This is a genomic window from Umezawaea sp. Da 62-37 (assembly GCF_032460545.1).
Taxonomy (GTDB): Bacteria; Actinomycetota; Actinomycetes; order Mycobacteriales; family Pseudonocardiaceae; genus Umezawaea.
Genome location: NZ_CP135965.1, coordinates 3,513,153 through 3,529,427 on the forward strand (window position 1 = coordinate 3,513,153; position 16,275 = coordinate 3,529,427).

The 16,275-nt window shown below is 69.3% G+C and carries 15 protein-coding genes; 5 read left to right on the forward strand and 10 right to left on the reverse strand.

Annotated features, from left to right (window positions below; genetic code table 11):
- Positions 1–56 precede the first annotated feature (56 nt).
- Positions 57–413, forward strand: a complete 357-nt coding sequence (locus tag RM788_RS15395; RefSeq protein WP_315932354.1) for a hypothetical protein — start codon at positions 57–59, stop codon at positions 411–413.
- Positions 414–490: 77 nt separating this feature from the next.
- Here RM788_RS15395 and RM788_RS15400 read toward each other — a convergent pair whose 3' ends face one another.
- Positions 491–769: a DUF397 domain-containing protein gene (locus tag RM788_RS15400; protein ID WP_399343605.1), complete on the reverse strand. Its 279-nt coding sequence runs from the start codon at positions 767–769 to the stop codon at positions 491–493.
- A complete protein-coding gene (locus tag RM788_RS15405) occupies positions 723–1,571 on the reverse strand; it encodes a helix-turn-helix domain-containing protein (protein WP_315932356.1) in 849 nt (282 codons plus the stop codon). The genes RM788_RS15400 and RM788_RS15405 overlap by 47 nt, the downstream gene beginning before the upstream one ends.
- Before the next feature lie 236 nt (positions 1,572–1,807).
- Here RM788_RS15405 and RM788_RS15410 point away from each other — a divergent pair, with 236 nt between their 5' ends.
- Both RM788_RS15410 and RM788_RS15415 read left to right on the forward strand, forming a co-directional pair.
- Complete coding sequence (locus RM788_RS15410; RefSeq protein ID WP_315932357.1) at positions 1,808–2,134, forward strand: hypothetical protein; 327 nt, start codon at positions 1,808–1,810, stop codon at positions 2,132–2,134.
- Between the two features lie 617 nt (positions 2,135–2,751).
- Positions 2,752–5,010, forward strand: a complete 2,259-nt coding sequence (locus tag RM788_RS15415; RefSeq protein WP_315932358.1) for a SulP family inorganic anion transporter — start codon at positions 2,752–2,754, stop codon at positions 5,008–5,010.
- Between the two features lie 212 nt (positions 5,011–5,222).
- On the opposite strand, the gene dacB is transcribed toward RM788_RS15415, so the two are convergent.
- Positions 5,223–6,773 carry a D-alanyl-D-alanine carboxypeptidase/D-alanyl-D-alanine endopeptidase gene (gene dacB, locus RM788_RS15420; RefSeq protein ID WP_399343610.1) on the reverse strand — a complete coding sequence of 517 codons (1,551 nt, stop codon included), beginning with the start codon at positions 6,771–6,773 and terminating at the stop codon, positions 5,223–5,225.
- A gap of 866 nt (positions 6,774–7,639) precedes the next feature.
- Between dacB and RM788_RS15425 the strand changes: the two genes are divergently transcribed.
- On the forward strand, positions 7,640–8,173 hold the full coding sequence (locus tag RM788_RS15425) for a P-loop nucleotide/nucleoside kinase family protein (protein ID WP_315932360.1): 534 nt from the start codon (positions 7,640–7,642) through the stop codon (positions 8,171–8,173).
- A gap of 23 nt (positions 8,174–8,196) precedes the next feature.
- Here RM788_RS15425 and gndA read toward each other — a convergent pair whose 3' ends face one another.
- The 5 genes from gndA to pyk form a co-directional block, all read right to left on the reverse strand.
- A complete protein-coding gene (gene gndA, locus RM788_RS15430; protein WP_315932361.1) occupies positions 8,197–9,633 on the reverse strand; it encodes an NADP-dependent phosphogluconate dehydrogenase in 1,437 nt (478 codons plus the stop codon).
- 99 nt (positions 9,634–9,732) lie between these two features.
- On the reverse strand, positions 9,733–10,923 hold the full coding sequence (locus RM788_RS15435; protein WP_315932362.1) for an RNA-guided endonuclease InsQ/TnpB family protein: 1,191 nt from the start codon (positions 10,921–10,923) through the stop codon (positions 9,733–9,735).
- A 73-nt stretch (positions 10,924–10,996) separates the two neighbouring features.
- Entirely contained in the window at positions 10,997–11,641 is a 645-nt protein-coding gene (locus RM788_RS15440) for a 50S ribosomal protein L11 methyltransferase (RefSeq protein ID WP_315932363.1), read from the reverse strand.
- Positions 11,638–12,570, reverse strand: coding sequence for an acyl-CoA thioesterase II (tesB, locus tag RM788_RS15445; RefSeq protein WP_399343615.1), 933 nt, complete (start codon positions 12,568–12,570; stop codon positions 11,638–11,640). Before tesB ends, RM788_RS15440 begins: the two co-directional genes overlap by 4 nt.
- A 9-nt stretch (positions 12,571–12,579) precedes the next feature.
- On the reverse strand, positions 12,580–14,004 hold the full coding sequence (gene pyk / locus RM788_RS15450; protein ID WP_315932364.1) for a pyruvate kinase: 1,425 nt from the start codon (positions 14,002–14,004) through the stop codon (positions 12,580–12,582).
- Positions 14,005–14,111: 107 nt separating this feature from the next.
- On the opposite strand from pyk, the gene RM788_RS15455 reads away from it, so the two are divergent.
- Positions 14,112–14,453, forward strand: coding sequence for a VanZ family protein (locus RM788_RS15455; RefSeq protein WP_315932365.1), 342 nt, complete (start codon positions 14,112–14,114; stop codon positions 14,451–14,453).
- Here the strand turns inward: RM788_RS15455 and RM788_RS15460 are convergent.
- Both RM788_RS15460 and RM788_RS15465 read right to left on the reverse strand, forming a co-directional pair.
- The gene (locus RM788_RS15460; RefSeq protein ID WP_315932366.1) at positions 14,431–15,084 is read right to left on the reverse strand and encodes a DUF2461 domain-containing protein; all 654 of its coding nucleotides are present in this window, start codon (positions 15,082–15,084) and stop codon (positions 14,431–14,433) included. The two genes, RM788_RS15455 and RM788_RS15460, sit on opposite strands and share 23 nt — an antisense overlap.
- A 217-nt stretch (positions 15,085–15,301) precedes the next feature.
- A complete protein-coding gene (locus RM788_RS15465) occupies positions 15,302–16,051 on the reverse strand; it encodes a cutinase family protein (protein ID WP_315932367.1) in 750 nt (249 codons plus the stop codon).
- Positions 16,052–16,275: the final 224 nt, after the last annotated feature.

Sequence of the window (16,275 nt, forward strand, 5' to 3'; positions counted from 1 at the left end):
ACGTCCTGCGCACCCGACAGGCGCGCGAGGCCGAACGCGGTGAGCGTGGGCACGAGGTGGCCCACGAGGAGGACGAGCAGCGTCGCGGCGGGGCCGACGAGCCGTTCGAGGGTGGCGACGACGAGCACCACCAGCAGCAGCGTCCACAGGACGTGCGCGAGGTGGTAGGAGCCCACGAGGCTCGCGGGGAGGCGCCACCAATGGCCGTCGAGCAGGTCCGCGCCGCGGTAGCGGGTCGCTTCGCGCAATGCCGGAACCAGGCCCGCGACGAGGCAGGCGGTACCGAGCAGGCACGAAACCGGAACGCGCTCGACCACGACGGGAACCCCTTTCCGGTGAATGCGTTCAGTTCACCGGAAAGGGGTCGTGCGGACATCGGTCCGCGGTCTACGAGAAGTGATCCCCTGGTCTGACCACGAACCAGACCGGGGTAGGAGGGGAACCCTGGCGAAAGTACGGGGGAAGCCCCGTCAGGGTGGGGGTCGGGCGGTCAGGCCAGGTCGAAGCCGCCGAGCTTGGTCGCGCCGAGGAACCGGCCCCAAGCAGCGCCTTCGAAGCCGAGCACCGGTCCGGCGGGGTTCTTCGAGTCCCGCACACCGGCTCCGACCGGCACTAGTGCGATCTCCACGCAGTCCGGTCCACTCGCGGAGGACCGACTGCTCTTGCGCCACGTCGCGTTCGTGAAATCGACTTCTGGTTCCACTGCGAACTCACTCCAGTCGTCAGGAAAGAGCGTGCGCCATGGTGTCGAGCAAACGCGCCGAATCATCAGGATCCAGCGCCGCGTCCGACAGTCGCCCGAAGATGTCCGAATACCGCTGGACGTCCGCGGGTTGCTCCAAGTAGACGCCGCTTCTGGTGCTTTCGATGTATACCACGTCGGGATCGTGCCGCTCGGGAAAGCTCAGGATGACGAACGGCCCGTCCATCGCCGCGTGACCGCCGGAGGCGAAGGGGACGACCTGGAGGGTGATGTTGGGCAGCACGGCGACTTCGAGCAGCCGCCGGAGCTGCGCGCGCAGCACCTCGGGACCACCCACCAACCGCCGCAGCGCGGCCTCGTCGATCACCACGTCCAGCCGCAGCGGGTCCTCCTCGTGCAGCAGCGCCTGGCGGGCGTTGCGCAACGCGACCCGCCGGTCCACCTCACCGGGGGACGCCTCCGGCATGACTTCACCGATCAGCGCCCGCGTGTACTCCACGCACTGCAACAAGCCGGGGATCATCAGCCCCTGGTAGGTGCGCACCGACTCCGCGTCCGCCTCGAACCCGATGTAGCGGCCGGGTGCGATGTCGCCGTACTCGTCCCACCAGCCCTTGCGACGGGCTTCCCGCGCCAACTGGACGAGTTCTTCGAGCAGCGCGTCATCCGTGCCGTACGCGGTGAGCATGTCCCGCACGTCACGCGGCGTGACACCCACCCGCCCGGTCTCGATCCGGCTGATCTTCGAAGCCGAGCACTCCAACCGGTCCCCGACCTCTTCGATCGTCAGACCTGCGACTTCGCGCAACCTGCGCAGTTCCCCGACGAGCCGCCGCTTCCGCAAAGTCGGGCTGCTGCCCCGTGCCATCTCCTCGCACCTCCTGGGTCATGCACAGTCTGTGACCCCGGCACAACCAAGCAAAGAGACGTCATCCATTCGTGTACTGCAACTTGCAGCACGCCACCCACCGGTCGCACGCTGCTCAAGTCACGCCCCACCGACACCCGAAGCCGGAGGACCTCACCATGAGCAGCGCCACGGGACGACGCGAGGCCGTCGCCTGGAGGATTCCCCCCACCGACCCGGCCGGGGGGCGCTGATCCATGACCGTCACCGTCTTCAGCCAGCTCGACAAGTCCTTGCACGAACACCTGGCCACCGTCTCCCACCTCGCCGCCCACGGCGACGACCAGACCACCGCCGAACTCGCAAGGGCAGAACTCCCCCGCCTCGTCGCCACCGTCAAGGCCCTGCTCGACGAACACCAACCCGACGAACACGGCCGCTGCCCCACCTGCCGCACCAGGTGGTGGAGCCGCCGCCTCCCCGCCCCCTGCCGCGCCTACCTCAGCGCCCAGCTGTGCCTCACCATCGCAGGCGAGCAATCCCCAGGCGGCGGCACCCACCGCCACCTCCGCCGCGTCGGCTGACCAAGCAAAACCAATAACGAAGCCACTTCCCGATCCGGCGAAGCTCGGATGCCTTGTCCGCCGCGGAGCGCCGGATACCCAAGGACCAAAGCCCAAAGCCAGGCCTTGTCGGCAAAGCCGATGCCCGAGTTCGGCGCAGCCGAATGCTGGCGCAGCCAGACCTACCCCTGCACCCGATCAAAAGCCATCTCTAGATGTGCCACAGTTTGTCAAGGCATCTTCCCGCCTTGACAAACTGTGGCACATCTAGAACACTCGGCGACCGGGTAAAGGCCTCCCCACCCACAACAGAACCCAACACACCCCCTCCGGACAACGCCCCCGCGACCCGGACCCCCCGGACCCCAGTCCGGCACCGACCGTGGCGGAACCGACCACGACCCCCCGACCGGGGTCGGTTCCGCCACGCCCTCCCCCACGTGCGTGCCATCACCGCCCGTGAACCCCCACTGATGATCGACACGTCCGGCTGAAACCCGTGTCACCTGCACCACACCTTCGTCCATCATGGACACACACCCCCAGCTCGACCATCCCCGATCACCCACCGGGATCCCACCAGGAACCCCAACGCGGGCCGCACCACCACACCACCACACACCCCCCAAGGACCCCCCATGAACCGCCCCCGCTCCAACAAATCCCACGCAGGCGAGCACACCACCGCGGGCCCTCCACCCTGCTTCCCCGCCTCCCTCCGCTTCGACCTCCCCGCCTCCCTCGTCCTCTTCCTCCTCGCCGTCCCCCTCTCCCTGGGCGTCGCGGCGGCAACGGGCGCCCCCCTCATCTCCGGCCTCATCGCCGCCGTGGTCGGCGCCATCGTCGCCGGCCTCTTCGGCGGCACCCCGTTGCAGGTCAGCGGTGCCGCCACCGGCCTGATCGTCGTCACGGCGGGCCTGGTCACCAAGTTCGGCTGGGCCGCGACGGCCGCCATCACCCTCGCCGCGGGCCTCGTCCAGATCGTCCTGGGCGTGACGCGGGTGGCCCGCCTCGCGCTCTCCCTCTCCCCGTCGGTCGTCCACGGCATGCTCGCCGGCATCGGCATCAGCATCGCGCTCGGCCAGCTGGTGATCGTCCTCGGCGGCCACGCCCACCCCACGACGCTGGAGAACCTCTCCGAACTGCCTGCCGAGCTGCACGGTTCGCACTTCGGCTCGGTGGTCGTCGGCGCCGTCGCGGTCGCCGTGATGCTGATGTGGCAACGGATCCCGCGCACCGCACTGGTCCCGGCCCCCTTGGCCGCCGTGCTGGCCGCGACCCTGACGTCCATCGCGCTGCGCGTAGACGTGTCCACAGTGGACCTCCCCGACGCCCCTCTCGCCGACGTGATCCTCCCGAAGGTCCCCGAGGGCAGCGTCGGGGCGGTCGCGTTGGCCGTGGTCTCCGTAGCGCTGGTGGCCAGCATGGAGTCCCTGCTGTCCGCCGTCGCGGTCGACAAGCTGCACGACGGCCCCCGCGCGAACCTGGACCGCGAACTCGTCGCCCAGGGCGCGGCCAACGCCGTGTCCGGCGCGCTGGGCGGCCTGCCGGTGAGCGGCGGCATCATCCGCGGCTCCGCGAACGTGGCCGCAGGCGCCCGCACCCGCGCTTCCACCGTCCTGCACGGCGTCTGGGTCCTCGTCTTCGTGGTCGCGCTCGGCGGCCTGCTGGACCTCATCCCCCTCGCCGCCCTCGCAGGCGTCCTGCTCGTGGTCGGCCTCCGCCTCGTGAGCCGCGACCGCGTGCGCAAACTGGCCCAGCACGGCGAGATCGCCCCCTACCTCGGCACCCTGGCGGGCGTCCTGGCGTTCGGTCTGGTCGAGGGCGTCCTCATCGGCATGGCGATCGCCGTCCTGAGGTCGCTGTACCGCCTGACGCACAGCACCGTGCGCGTGGACGAGGAGCCGGACGGCTGGCGCGTGTCGATCCGCGGCTCGCTGGTGTTCCTCGGCGTCGGCAGGCTCGTCCGCGAACTGCGCCGCATCCCGCTCGGCAAGCGCGTCGTCCTCGAACTGCACATCGACTTCATGGACCACGCCGCGTTCGAGGCCGTCGACGACTGGCGCGGCGGCTACCAGCGGCTGGGCGGCCAGGTCGACGTCGACGAGGTGCACGACACCTGGTTCGGCAAGGCCATCGGCGGCAAACCCGGCCTGCGCAAGACTCCCCCGTCGCCGCTCCCGCGCTGGTTCGCCCCGTGGTCGCATTGGCAGCGCACCCGTCCGGGCGACGCGTCCGGTGTCGTGCTGCCCACCCAGCGCGGCGACACCGACCCGATGATCCTCGGCATGCACGAGTTCGAGCGGAACTCCGCTCCGCTGGTCCGCCCGTTCCTCGCCGAACTCGCGGCCCGCGGCCAACGCCCGCAGCAGCTGTTCATCACCTGCGCCGACTCCCGCGTGGTCCCCAACCTGATCACCAGCAGCGGTCCCGGCGACCTCTTCTGCGTCCGCAACATCGGCAACCTCGTCCCCGCGCACGGCGCCGACGACTCCATGGGCGCGGCCATCGAGTACGCCGTGGAGGTGCTGGGCGTGTCCACCATCGCCGTCTGCGGCCACTCGCACTGCGGCGCGATGAGCGCCCTCGTCAACGGCTCCACCCGCCCCGGCACCTCGCTGCACTCCTGGCTGCACCACGCCGACCCGAGCCTGATCCGCTTCCACGAGCCGAGCACGACGGTCGGCGGGGACCTGCCGGTCGTCGAACGGCTCAGCATCGCGAACGTGGCCCAGCAGCTGGACAACCTGCTCACCCACCCCGCCGTGCGGGAAGCCGTGGCGGCGGACGCGCTGCGGCTGACGGGCATGTACTTCGACATCTCGGCGGCCCGCGTCTACCTGGTGAACCCGGACCGCAACGCGCTCGAACCGCTGCGCACCCCCGCGAGCCGCTAGCCCCCAGCCCGTCGGCCCCAGCCTGGCGGCCCCGAACTTCCGGCCTCGGACTTCCGGCCCGACTTCCGGCCCCGAAAATTGTCAGCCCCAGGAATTGTCGGACCCCCTGGGTACCGTGGGTCTTCGGGGGGCCTTCACGACCGGGGGACCTCTGGTCCTCGTGGAAACGGGGGGCCCCCGAGCGCGGAGGACCCCCGTTCGTCAGCGATCGGTCAGCAGGACTTCGTCCAGCTGCACTCGAGGTCGTCCTTGCGGTCGCCCTTCACCACGGGCGCGGACTGCTGCTTCGACTGGATCTTCGGCTGCGCCGCCCCCGCCTTGTCGGAGGCCAGGCGGACCGCCACGGCGTCCTCGATGTCCCTCGGCGGACCGGAGACGAAGTTGTTCTGCAACAACGAGAACACGAGCTTGCGCCCGTCGGCGTTGGTCACGTAACCCGACAGCGCGGTGACCCCGGTCATCGACCCGGTCTTCGCGTGCAGGTTGCCCGCCGCCGGCGTGCCGATCATGCGGTTGCGGAGGGTGCCGCCACCGATCCGGTCCTGGACGCCCGCGATCGGCAGCGCCTCGTACCAGGGCTGGAACCACGACTTGGTGCGCGCCGCGCGGAGGACCGACACGAACAGGTCCGGCGACAGCAGGTCCATGCGCGACAGCCCGGAGCCGTCGAACAGGTTCATCGTCAACGGATCCGCCCCGAGACCGGGCAGCTTCGCCTCCAGCTCGCGGATGCCCGCCGCCCAACTGCCCTCACCCGAGGCCTTGCGGCCCATCGACTTGATGAGCATCTCGGCGTGCATGTTGTTGCTGAGCTTGAGGAACGTCACCAGCAGCTCGCGCAGCGGCATCGACTGGTGGTCCACCAGCACCTTCGCCGCCGCGGGGGTCTGCCGGAACTCCGTACCACCGGTCACCGTGATCCCGTGCGCCTGCAACGACTTCCGGAACAGACCCGCCACCAGCGTGGTCGGGTCGTTCACCGAGACGTACTCCGTGTACGGCTGACCACCCGCCGCGAGGGACCCCGCGACGCTGACGTCGTTCGTGCCGTGCGTCCGGTGCACGAACACACCGTCCGCACCACCGGTGGTCGCCGTGTTGTGGATCGTCAGGTCGAGCGGCGGCGTCAACGTCACCTGCGCGGGCTGCCCCTGCGCACCAGGACTGACCTTCACCGCGACCGAGCCCGCGTCGAAGTCCACGTCCGGCGCGATCGTCAACGCCGACGTCTGCGCACTGTAGTAGTACGGCTCGTCATCCCACGCCCAACCAGTGCCCAACGGCACCGAGTCGAACCAGCTGTCATCGGCGACCAGCGCACCGCTGACCGTGCGAACACCGGTCGCGGCGAGCTTCGCCGCCAGGTCGTCGTAATCGGCGGCAAGCATCGTCGGATCACCCGTACCCCGCAGGAACAGGTCACCGTTCAACACGGTGCCCTGCACAGTCGCGGACGAACGCACATCGGTGGTCCAACGGTGGTCCGGCCCAAGCGAGTCCAACGCCGCAGCGGACGTCACCAGCTTCGCGTTGGAACCGGGCTGGAACCGACTGGACCCCGATCTCGTGTAGATCAACTCCCCGGTCTCGGCATCCTTGACGACCAACCCGACATTGGCACCGGACAGCCGCGAATCAGCCAGGATCCGATCGAGGTCCGCCGCGAGCGGATTGGCGTCCAGCGCCGTCGCTCCCCCGGTGGACAACCCCAGCACGAGGGACAGGGACGCAAGCAGAGCTAACAATCGTGGCCAACGAATCATCAGTCGATTCTGCACACCCCTATGCCACACGGCCATGAGGGGTACTCACATACACCCGAAAGCGGGGGTCCCCCAGCCGTGAAGACCCCCCGATGCACAAGGTACTCAGGGGGTACGACATTTTTCGGCGGCCAGCAGACCGCACACGATCACACGGACCACCACACCGCACCCCACCGCCCACCTCGACACCCGCCGCCCCCACTCCAGACCCACCACCCAAGCCCAAAGCCAGGCACTTCGTCCGACGCAGCCCGAACGCCCAACCGAAGCGAAGCCAGGTACCTCATCAGGCAGAGCCTGATACCCCACCGGCACAGCCGCCCCCTCGCACCCCCGCCTGACCGATGCGCAGCCAGCCGTCTTGCCAGGCAGAGCCTGATGCCTGACCGGCGCAGCCGCCCCCTCGCACCCGGCGCGGAGCGCCCGCCCGCCTGGCCGACGCGCAGCGAGGTGCCCCGCCAGGCGAAGCCTGGTGCCCTGTCGGCGCAGCCGATGCCTGGTCCGAAGGCGGAGCCCAGGATGCCCGGTCAGGCGCAGCCTGATGCCTTGTCGGGCGGAGCCCGATGCTGGCGCAGCCAGACCTACCCCTGCACCCCGATCCGAAGCCATCTCTAGGCTTGACGGAGCTTGTCAAGACATCTTTTCCGCCTTGACAAGGTTCGCCAAGCCTAGAACACTCGGCGACCGGGGTGAAGCCACCTAACCCACAACGACACCCGACCACACCACCCCTGAACAGCAAAAACCCAAGGTCCCCCACCCGTGAGGACCCCCCAATGCACAAGGTACCCAACGGGTACGACACTCCCCCCACAAGATCAACCCCACAAGATCAACCCCACAAACCCCCCGAAGGACCCCCCATGCCCGGCACCCTCATCGAGTTCGGCGGCCTCCCCGCCACCGGCAAATCCACCCTCGCCCGCCACCTCGCCAACCTCACCGGCGCAGTCCTCCTGCGCATAGACGAGATCGAAGCCGCCATGCGCCGCAACGACCTCACCCCGGCCCAAACCGGCATAACCGCCTACAGCGTCGCCCACGCCCTGGCCTCAAGCCACCTGCACCGAGGCCTGACCGTCATCGCCGACGCCGTCAACCCGGTCCCCGAATCCCGCGAAGGCTGGCGCACCCTCGCGACGACCTGCAACGCCGACCACGCGGTAATCGAAACCACCTGCACAAACCAAGCCCTGCACCGAGAACGTGCCCAGAACCGCGACAACGACCTCCCAGGCTGGACCCACCCCACCTGGCAGGAAATCCAAGACCGCGACTACCGCCCCCGCACCGACGACCGCCTCATCGTCGACACGGCACAACCACTCCAGACCTGCCACGACAAGATCGCCCACCACCTGGCCGCCCACCACCCGACCATCCCCCTCCCCCGCTGAAGGGAGGGGGACGACCGGTCAGATCACGCCTCGACCTGCGAACGATCCCCCGACCAAAGGGTGTGGAAACTGCCCTCGACGTCCGTGCGCCGATAGGTGTGCGCACCGAAGAAGTCGCGCAACCCCTGGATCAGCGCGGCGGGCAGCCGCTCGGAGCGCAGACCGTCGTAGTACGCCAGCGCGGACACGAAACCGGGCACCGGCACACCCGCCTGGACCGCGCCGACGACAACGCGCCGCCAGGCCGCCTCGGCGTTCTGCACGGCTTCGCGGAAGTAGTCGTCGACGAGCAGCGACGCCAGCTCGGGGCTGCCGTCGTAGGCCTCGCGGATGCGGTCGAGGAACCTCGCGCGGATGATGCAGCCGCCGCGCCAGATCGTCGCCATGGCACCGAGGTCGAGGTCCCAGCCGTACTCCTTGCTGGCGGCCCGCATCTGGTCGAAGCCCTGCGCGTAGGCGACGACCTTCGACGCGTACAGCGCCTGGCGGACGTCGTCCACGAGGCCGTCGGTCACGGTCTTGGCGATCTCCGCGGGGCCGAACGCGTCGCGCACGGCCTTGCGCTGGTCGACCCGGCCGGACAGCGAGCGGGCGAACACGGCCTCGGCGATGCCGGTCACCGGCACACCCAGCTCCAGCGCCTCCTGCACGGTCCAGCGGCCGGTGCCCTTCTGCTCCGCCTCGTCCGCGATGACCTCGACGAGCGCCTTGCCGCTGGTCGCGTCCACATGCGACAGCACCTGGGCGGTGATCTCGATCAGGTACGACTCCAGGTCGCCCTCGTTCCACTCGCGGAACACGTCGGCGATCTCGGCGGGCGTCTTGCCGCCCGCGCGCAGCAGCAGGTCGTACGCCTCGGCGATGAGCTGCATGTCCGCGTACTCGATGCCGTTGTGGACCATCTTCACGAAGTGGCCCGCGCCGTCCGGTCCCACGTGGACGCAGCACGGCGTGCCGTCCACGTTGGCCGCGATGCTCTCCAGCACCGGGCCGAGGTGGGAGTAGGACTCCTTGGAGCCACCCGGCATGATGCTGGGGCCGTTGAGCGCCCCCTCCTCACCGCCGGAGATGCCCGCGCCGACGAAGTGCAGCCCCAGGTCGCGCAGCGCCGCTTCCCGACGACGGGTGTCGGCGTAGTGCGCGTTGCCGCCGTCGATCACCATGTCGCCCTCGTCGAGCAACGGGGTCAACTCGTCGATCACCGCGTCCGTGGGCGCTCCGGCCTTGACCATGATGATGATCTGGCGGGGCTTCTGGAGGCTCGCGACGAGTTCCTCAGCCGTCTCGGCCGGGACGAAGTCGCCTTCGTGGCCGTGCTGTTCGATCAGGAGCTTGGTCCGGCTCGCAGACCGGTTGTGGACGGCTACCCGGTGTCCGTGCCGGGCGAGGTTGCGGGCCAGGTTGCTGCCCATCACAGCCAGTCCGGTTACCGCGATCCGTGCCGTTGCCTCGGTTGTCATCTGCACAGCCTGCCTAAAATCCGGCCGCAGTGCGAGGGGACGAGCGTCTTGACGTTCCCTCGGCCCTGTGGGCCGAGGCTCCTTCCACGTCGCGTGTCGTCACGCGGCGTCCGGGTGGATTACCGCTTCTCGGCCTGCCGCCTGCACAAGTGCAGGTCTTCCGCGTGCTCCACGGTCGTTGAAGTCCGCCCGTCCGGCGGCCTTGATGTTGATCGCCGCGTTGACATCACGGTCGTGAGCACTACCACAGGGGCAGGTCCAGGACCGCATGTCCAACGACATCCTCTCGTTCACCCGGCCGCAAGCGGAGCACATCCGGGTGGACGGGAAGAACCGGTCCACCCTGACGAAAGTGCGACCCCACCGCGCGGCTTTGTACTCCAGCATTTCGGTGAAACCAGCCCACCCCGCGTCGTGAACGGACTTCGCGAGTTTCGTTCGACCGAGACCGACAACGCATAGGTCCTCGACGTAGACCGCTTGGTTGTCGCGGATGATCGCCGTGGAGAGCTTGTGCTGCCAGTCCCGCCTGGTGTCGGCCACCCGGGCGTGCGCCCTGGCGACTTTCGCGACCGCCTTCTTGCGGTTGTTGCTGCCTCGCTGCTTGCGGGACAGGTTCCGCTGCAACCGTCCCAGTCTGCGGGCTGCTTGGCGCAGGAATCCGGGTGCGGCGATCTTCGTGCCGTCCGACAGCACCGCGAAGTGGGTCAAGCCCAGATCGATCCCCACCTCATCGTCGACCTCGGGCAGAGGCCTGTCTGCGGCCTGCACGACGAACGAGGCGAAGTACCTCCCCGCCGCGTCCTTGATCACCGTGACGGAACTGGGTTCGGCAGGCAGGATGCGCGACCAGCGCACCGGAACGTCGCCGATCTTCGGCAAGCGCAGCCGGCCGTCGCGCAGGACTGAGAACCTGGCATTTCGCGTGAAGCGGACCGCCTGTCGATTGTCCTTCCGGGACCGATACCGCGGTAGCCCGATCCTGTGCCCTTTGCGTTCACCCTTGATCGAGGCGAAGAAGTTGCGGTAGGCCGTGTTCAGATCACCCAGCGCCTGCTGCAGGACGACTGACGACACCGCTGACAGCCAGGCCCGTTCAGGAGTCAGCTTCGCCGCGGTGACACGCCTCGACAGTTCACCGTCCGACAAGTACTCCTCGCCGTTCCGCTGTGCCTCCTGCCGCGCCCGCAGGCCATCGTTGAACACCACCCTCGCGCACCCGAAGGCCCGCGCGAGCGCGTCGCGCTGGGAATCGTCCGGGTAGAGCCGGTAGTTGTACCGGAGTTGCACCGCCGCAGATTACCGTTCTCGCCTGCCAACACGATCTTCGACTCACGGCGGCGGTGAGTGGAGACCTGACACCTCACCGCCGGTCGAATGCCCACACCGACACCTTGCCCTCGTCGCCGCCGACGAGCGGCCGCCAGGCGGGGTGCATGGGCAGGGTCGTGGTGGTGAGGCGCCGGGGGGTGCGGCGGAGGGTGCTCAGCGGCAGCACGTCCGCGGCGGTGCTGCGCACCTCGTGGCAGCGCGCGTGCCCCAGCACGAGGCGCAGGCCGTCCAGGCCGTCGCGGCCGCCGCCCTCGTGCAGGTGCCGGTTGTGCGGTTCCACGGCGTCGAGCAGTTCGGTGGGCCGTTGCGGCGGGTTGACGGCGAGCACGTCGGCGTCGAGCACGTCGAGTTGGCTGAAGTCCGCCTGCCACAACGACAAGCGCTCGCGGGCCGATATGCCGAGCAGCCGTTCGACGTTGGCGGCGGTGTCGCGGAGGGCTTCCTCGTCGCGGTCCAGCGCGATCACGTGCCGTGCGCCCGCCGACAGCGCGGCGATGGTGATGAGGCCCGCGCCGGATCCGGCGTCGAGCACGGAGCGGCCCCACACGTCGCTCAGGGTGGAGGCCAGCAGCGCCGAGAACTCCGAGGGGCGGTGCACGTCGGGGCCCGCGGTCAGGCCGAGGCCGAAGATGTACCAGGCGGTCCAGGCCGCGCCGGGGTGGGGGACGCCGCTCACGAGATGACGCGGAGCAGGCCCTCTTGGACCACGGTGGCGACGAGTCTGCCGTCCTGGGAGAAGAACCTGCCGGTGGCCAGTCCGCGGGCCCCGGAGGCGCTGGGGGACGCGCAGTCGTAGAGGAACCACTCGTCGGCGCGGAAGCGGCGGTGGAACCACATGGCGTGGTCGAGGCTGGCGCCGAGGACCTTGTCGGTGCCCCAGTAGACGCCGTGCTTGACCAGGATCGAGTCCAGCAGCGTCATGTCGGAGGCGTAGGCGAGCACGCACACGTGCAGCAGGTCGTCGTCGCTGAGCTTGCCGTCGGCGCGCATCCACACCTGGCTGCGGGCCTCGCCGGGGCCGTCCTCGCGGGACTCCCAGGGCGGCTCGGTGACGTAACGCACGTCGATGGGGCGGGGCAGGCGGGTGTGGTCGAGGCGGTCGAGGTAGGTCTTGGACGCCTCGGCGTAGGTCGGCAGCGACTCCGGGCCGGGCACGTCGGGCATCGGCTCGGCGTGGTCCATGCCCGTCTCGTCCTTCTGGAAGGACGCGGACAGCGAGAAGATCGCCTTGCCGTGCTGCACGCCGACGACCCGCCTGGTCGTGAACGAGCGGCCGTCGCGGATGCGGTCGACCTCGTAGACGATCGGCACGGTCGGGTCGCCGCCGCGGATGAAGTACGAGTGCAGCGAGTGCACGTGCCGCTCGGGCGGGACCGTCCTGCCCGCCGCCACGAGGGCCTGACCTGCGACCTGCCCGCCGAAGACCCGGACCGGGGATTCGGCGGGGCTCACGCCGCGGAAGATGTTCTCCTCGATGCGCTCGAGGTCGAGCAGTGCCACCAGCCGGTCGAGCACGGGCTGCCCGTGCGGGACCCCGTCGCTGTCCAACGGAGCGTCCTGGGCCGCGGCGAATCGCGCGGCCGCGGCACGGGCAGCCTCTGTCAACGTCTACTCCTAGGCGTGGTCGTCCTCGCCCAGGCGGTGCACCCGGATGAGGTTCGTCGAGCCTACGGTTCCGGGCGGGGAACCCGCGACCACGACCACCAAGTCACCGGCCTGGTAGCGGCCGATGTCGAGCATCGAGAGGTCCACCTGGCGGACCATCTCGTCGGTCGACTCCACCCTGGGCACGATGAACGTCTCGGTGCCCCACGTCAGCGAGAGCTGCGCGCGCACCTCCTGCTCCGGCGTGAACGCGAGCAGCGGCAACGGGGTGTGCAGGCGGGCGAGCCGCCGCACGGTGTCACCGGACTGGGTGAAAGCGACCAGGGCCTTGGCGTTGAGGCGCTCGCCGATGTCGCGGGCCGCGTAGGAGATGACGCCGCGCTTGGTGCGCGGGACGTGCGTCAGCGGCGGCACGACGGTCGACTCGGTCTCGACGGCCACGATGATGCGGCTCATCGTCTTGACCGTCTCGATGGCGTAGCGGCCGACGCTGGTCTCACCGGAGAGCATGAGCGCGTCGGCGCCGTCCAGCACCGCGTTCGCGACGTCGGACGTCTCGGCGCGGGTCGGCCGGGAGTTCGTGATCATCGATTCGAGCATCTGGGTGGCCACGATGACCGGCTTGGCGTTCTCGCGGGCGATCTGGATCGCGCGCTTCTGCACCAGCGGAACGTGCTCCAGGGGCAGCTCGACGCCGAGGTCGCCGCGGGCGACCATGACGCCGTCGAAGGCCAGCACGATGGCCTCGAGGTTGTCCACGGCCTCGGGCTTCTCGATCTTCGCGATGACCGGGAGGCGCTTGCTGCCGACGCGGTCCATCACCTGGTGGACCAGGTCGATGTCGGCGGGCGAGCGGACGAAGGACAGAGCGATGAAGTCGACGCCCAGCGAGAGCGCGAACTCCAGGTCTTCGATGTCCTTCTCGGACATGGCGGGCACGGAGACGTCCATGCCCGGCAGGGACAAGCCCTTGTTGTTGCTGACGGGACCGCCTTCGGTCACCTCGCAGACGACGTCCGGGCCCTCGACGTCGGTGACCACGAGGCCCACCTTGCCGTCGTCCACGAGCAGCCGGTCGCCGACCTTGGCGTCCTTGGCGAGTTCCTTGTAGGTGGTGGAGACCCGGTCGTGCGTTCCCGCGATGTCCTCGACGGTCACGCGCACGATGTCACCGGTGCGCCACTCGACGGGACCGGCGGCGAACCGGCCGAGACGGATCTTGGGGCCCTGCAGGTCCGCCAGGATGCCCACCGCACGGCCCGACTCGTTCGCGGCTGCGCGAACGAGGTCGTAGACCTGCTTGTGGTCGGCATGGCTACCGTGGCTGAAGTTCATCCTCGCCACGTCCATACCGGCCGCTACGATCTCGCGCACCTTCTCGGGGGACGAGGTAGCGGGGCCCATGGTACAGACGATCTTTGCGCGTCGACTCACGTTGGGAGAGGATAGTCCCCTTTACTGGACCGATCCCGAACTACCCGTCGGTAAGTTCCGCGCAGGCACGATATTCAGGGGTAACACGGGGGTAATAGGGGGTTCGGATGCGAAAACATCTTCCGTTCGTGGTCGCGATGTCGCTCAGCGTCATCGTTCTGTTCACCCCGGAGTCGGGTGTTCCCAGCTCTCCGCCGGGCACCGACAAGGTGGTCCACTGCCTGCTGTTCGCGTTGCTCGCGGTGACTGGTCTACACGCGCGGCCGCGCTGGATCCTGCTCGCCCTGGTCGGCTACGCGGGGCTCTCCGAGGTGCTCCAGGCGCTGATCACCCCGCTGCACCGCAGCGGCGACGTGCTGGACGCGCTGACCGACGTCGTCGGCATCGCGCTCGGCTGGGGGATCGCCGTCCTCGTCGCGCGGCGGCTCAGCGCCAGGGCTTCTCGCTGACGCCCACGTGGTCCACGCACCACTCGTTGAGCGGCTTCAGCTCCCGCCACGCCCCGAGCACGCGGTCGCCGCAGCCGGGCTCGTGGAGGGTGTCGTCGGGCGGCCACACCTTCGCCGCGTAGAGCGTGCGGTGGCGCAGCAGGTCGATCCGGGGGTGCTCGGGGTCGAAGCCGCGCGGCTTGGTCTTGAGCCGGTCGCCGCGGATGTCCCAGCCGTTCTTGACCAGCTTGGCGATGATCTTCTGGAGCTGCCCGCCGCGCCGGTCGTCGTCCACGGACGAGCGGAACCGGGCGAGCTGGTCGGACGCCATCGCGAACGAGCCGCCGCCCGCCATCACGCCCTCGACGCCGATCTGGACGTAGAAGGCACCGCCGCCGCGGCCCTCCTCGACCACGCCGCCGCAATGGGTCTTGTACGGGGTCTTGTCCTTGCTGAAGCGGACGTCGCGGAAGGGCCGGAACACCTTGCCGGGACCGAACTCGGGCTCCAGGTCGTTGAGCAGCACCAGCATCGGCACCCGGACGTCCTCCTGGTAGACGGCCTTGTTCGCGTCCCAGTAGACCTTGGAGTTGTCCGCCTCGATGCCGTCGAAGAAGTCGATGGCGTGTTCGCCGAAACCGCTGAATTCCACGCCCCGCAGTTTACGTTCCCGCGATCACCCCACCCGTCGGGAGCGCGGTCGTGCACGGCCGCCCGCCGGGCGAAGGCACGACGGGACTCGTGGACCCCGGGTGCCATGCGGTCGAGCGCCGCCGTCGAGAACGGCTGAGTGGCCTGGCCGCGACCAGCTCACCGCCTTGGGCGGCGCTGTCCGGTCACGCGTTGTCGTGACCGGACAGCGGGTGCGGTCAGCCGCCCACCTTGCCGACGACGAAGCTCGCGGCGGTGTCCTTGACGCGGTTCATGTAGGTGAGGTGCGTGACGGTGCTGAAGCCGCTGTCGCAGAACGTGTCACCGGAGTCGCAGAAGGCCTGGATCCGGTCCGCGAACCCGGCGAGGGTCTTGAGCTGCGCCGCCGACCGGGGGAACCGGCCGTTCTTGGTCGCGCTGCCGACGTCGAACGCCTGGCCGACGACGTGCCGGGGGTCGCCGAACGTGGCGACGGCCGTCACGTGGCTCGCGACCGCCGCGGAGATCGGCGGGGTCGCCGCGCCCAGCCCGAGTCCGCCGCCGCCGCCGAGGACGTCGAGCACCACGTGGGCGCCCTGGGAGTAGCCCGCCAGCACGATCTTCTGGTCCGGGCACTTCTGGACCTGCGTGGTGAGCTGGGCCGTCAACGCGGTGATGCCCTGGCCCGAGCTGCGGGCGTAGTCGGCGAGCGTGGCCGGGTAGTCGACCGACGCCCTGCTCACGGTCTGCTTGCTCGTGCTGACGATCCGGCTCACCATCGCGGAGGTGATGCCCTCGCCGGGGCGTTCGGTCGACGCGCGGGCGGTGATGACGTGCACCGCGGCGCAGGCCGTGCCCGCGGGCGCCTTGACGGCGCTCGCCTGGTTGGACATCACGAAGACGGTGGCGGCGGTGATCCCGCTCGCGGTGACGACGGCGAGCAGACCGAACAGTTTGCGTCTCGGACGAAGAGAATGGACAGGGCTCATTTTCAGCACTCCGTTTCGTGGGGGACGGAAGCGGTTGTCGACGCCCCTTCTGACTCTCCATACGGAACGGCGCGATGTGCGGTTCACGGTAAATTCATGGAATGACCAATTGCAGAATGAACGGTCCTGGAATGAGCGGTCCACCAATCCGGAATGCATAACCGCCGATCACAGCGCCCCTACCGGACGCGCCGGACGCGCCGCATCGGGGTTTCCACCAGTGC

Coding starts and splice junctions, on each gene's coding strand:
- RM788_RS15400 (WP_399343605.1), bottom strand. CDS start 769: ATGATTCGGCGCGTTTGCTCGACACCATGGCGCACGCTCTTTCCTGAC.
- RM788_RS15405 (WP_315932356.1), bottom strand. CDS start 1,571: ATGGCACGGGGCAGCAGCCCGACTTTGCGGAAGCGGCGGCTCGTCGGG.
- RM788_RS15410 (WP_315932357.1), top strand. CDS start 1,808: ATGACCGTCACCGTCTTCAGCCAGCTCGACAAGTCCTTGCACGAACAC.
- RM788_RS15415 (WP_315932358.1), top strand. CDS start 2,752: ATGAACCGCCCCCGCTCCAACAAATCCCACGCAGGCGAGCACACCACC.
- dacB (WP_399343610.1), bottom strand. CDS start 6,773: ATGATTCGTTGGCCACGATTGTTAGCTCTGCTTGCGTCCCTGTCCCTC.
- RM788_RS15425 (WP_315932360.1), top strand. CDS start 7,640: ATGCCCGGCACCCTCATCGAGTTCGGCGGCCTCCCCGCCACCGGCAAA.
- gndA (WP_315932361.1), bottom strand. CDS start 9,633: ATGACAACCGAGGCAACGGCACGGATCGCGGTAACCGGACTGGCTGTG.
- RM788_RS15455 (WP_315932365.1), top strand. CDS start 14,112: ATGCGAAAACATCTTCCGTTCGTGGTCGCGATGTCGCTCAGCGTCATC.
- RM788_RS15465 (WP_315932367.1), bottom strand. CDS start 16,051: ATGAGCCCTGTCCATTCTCTTCGTCCGAGACGCAAACTGTTCGGTCTG.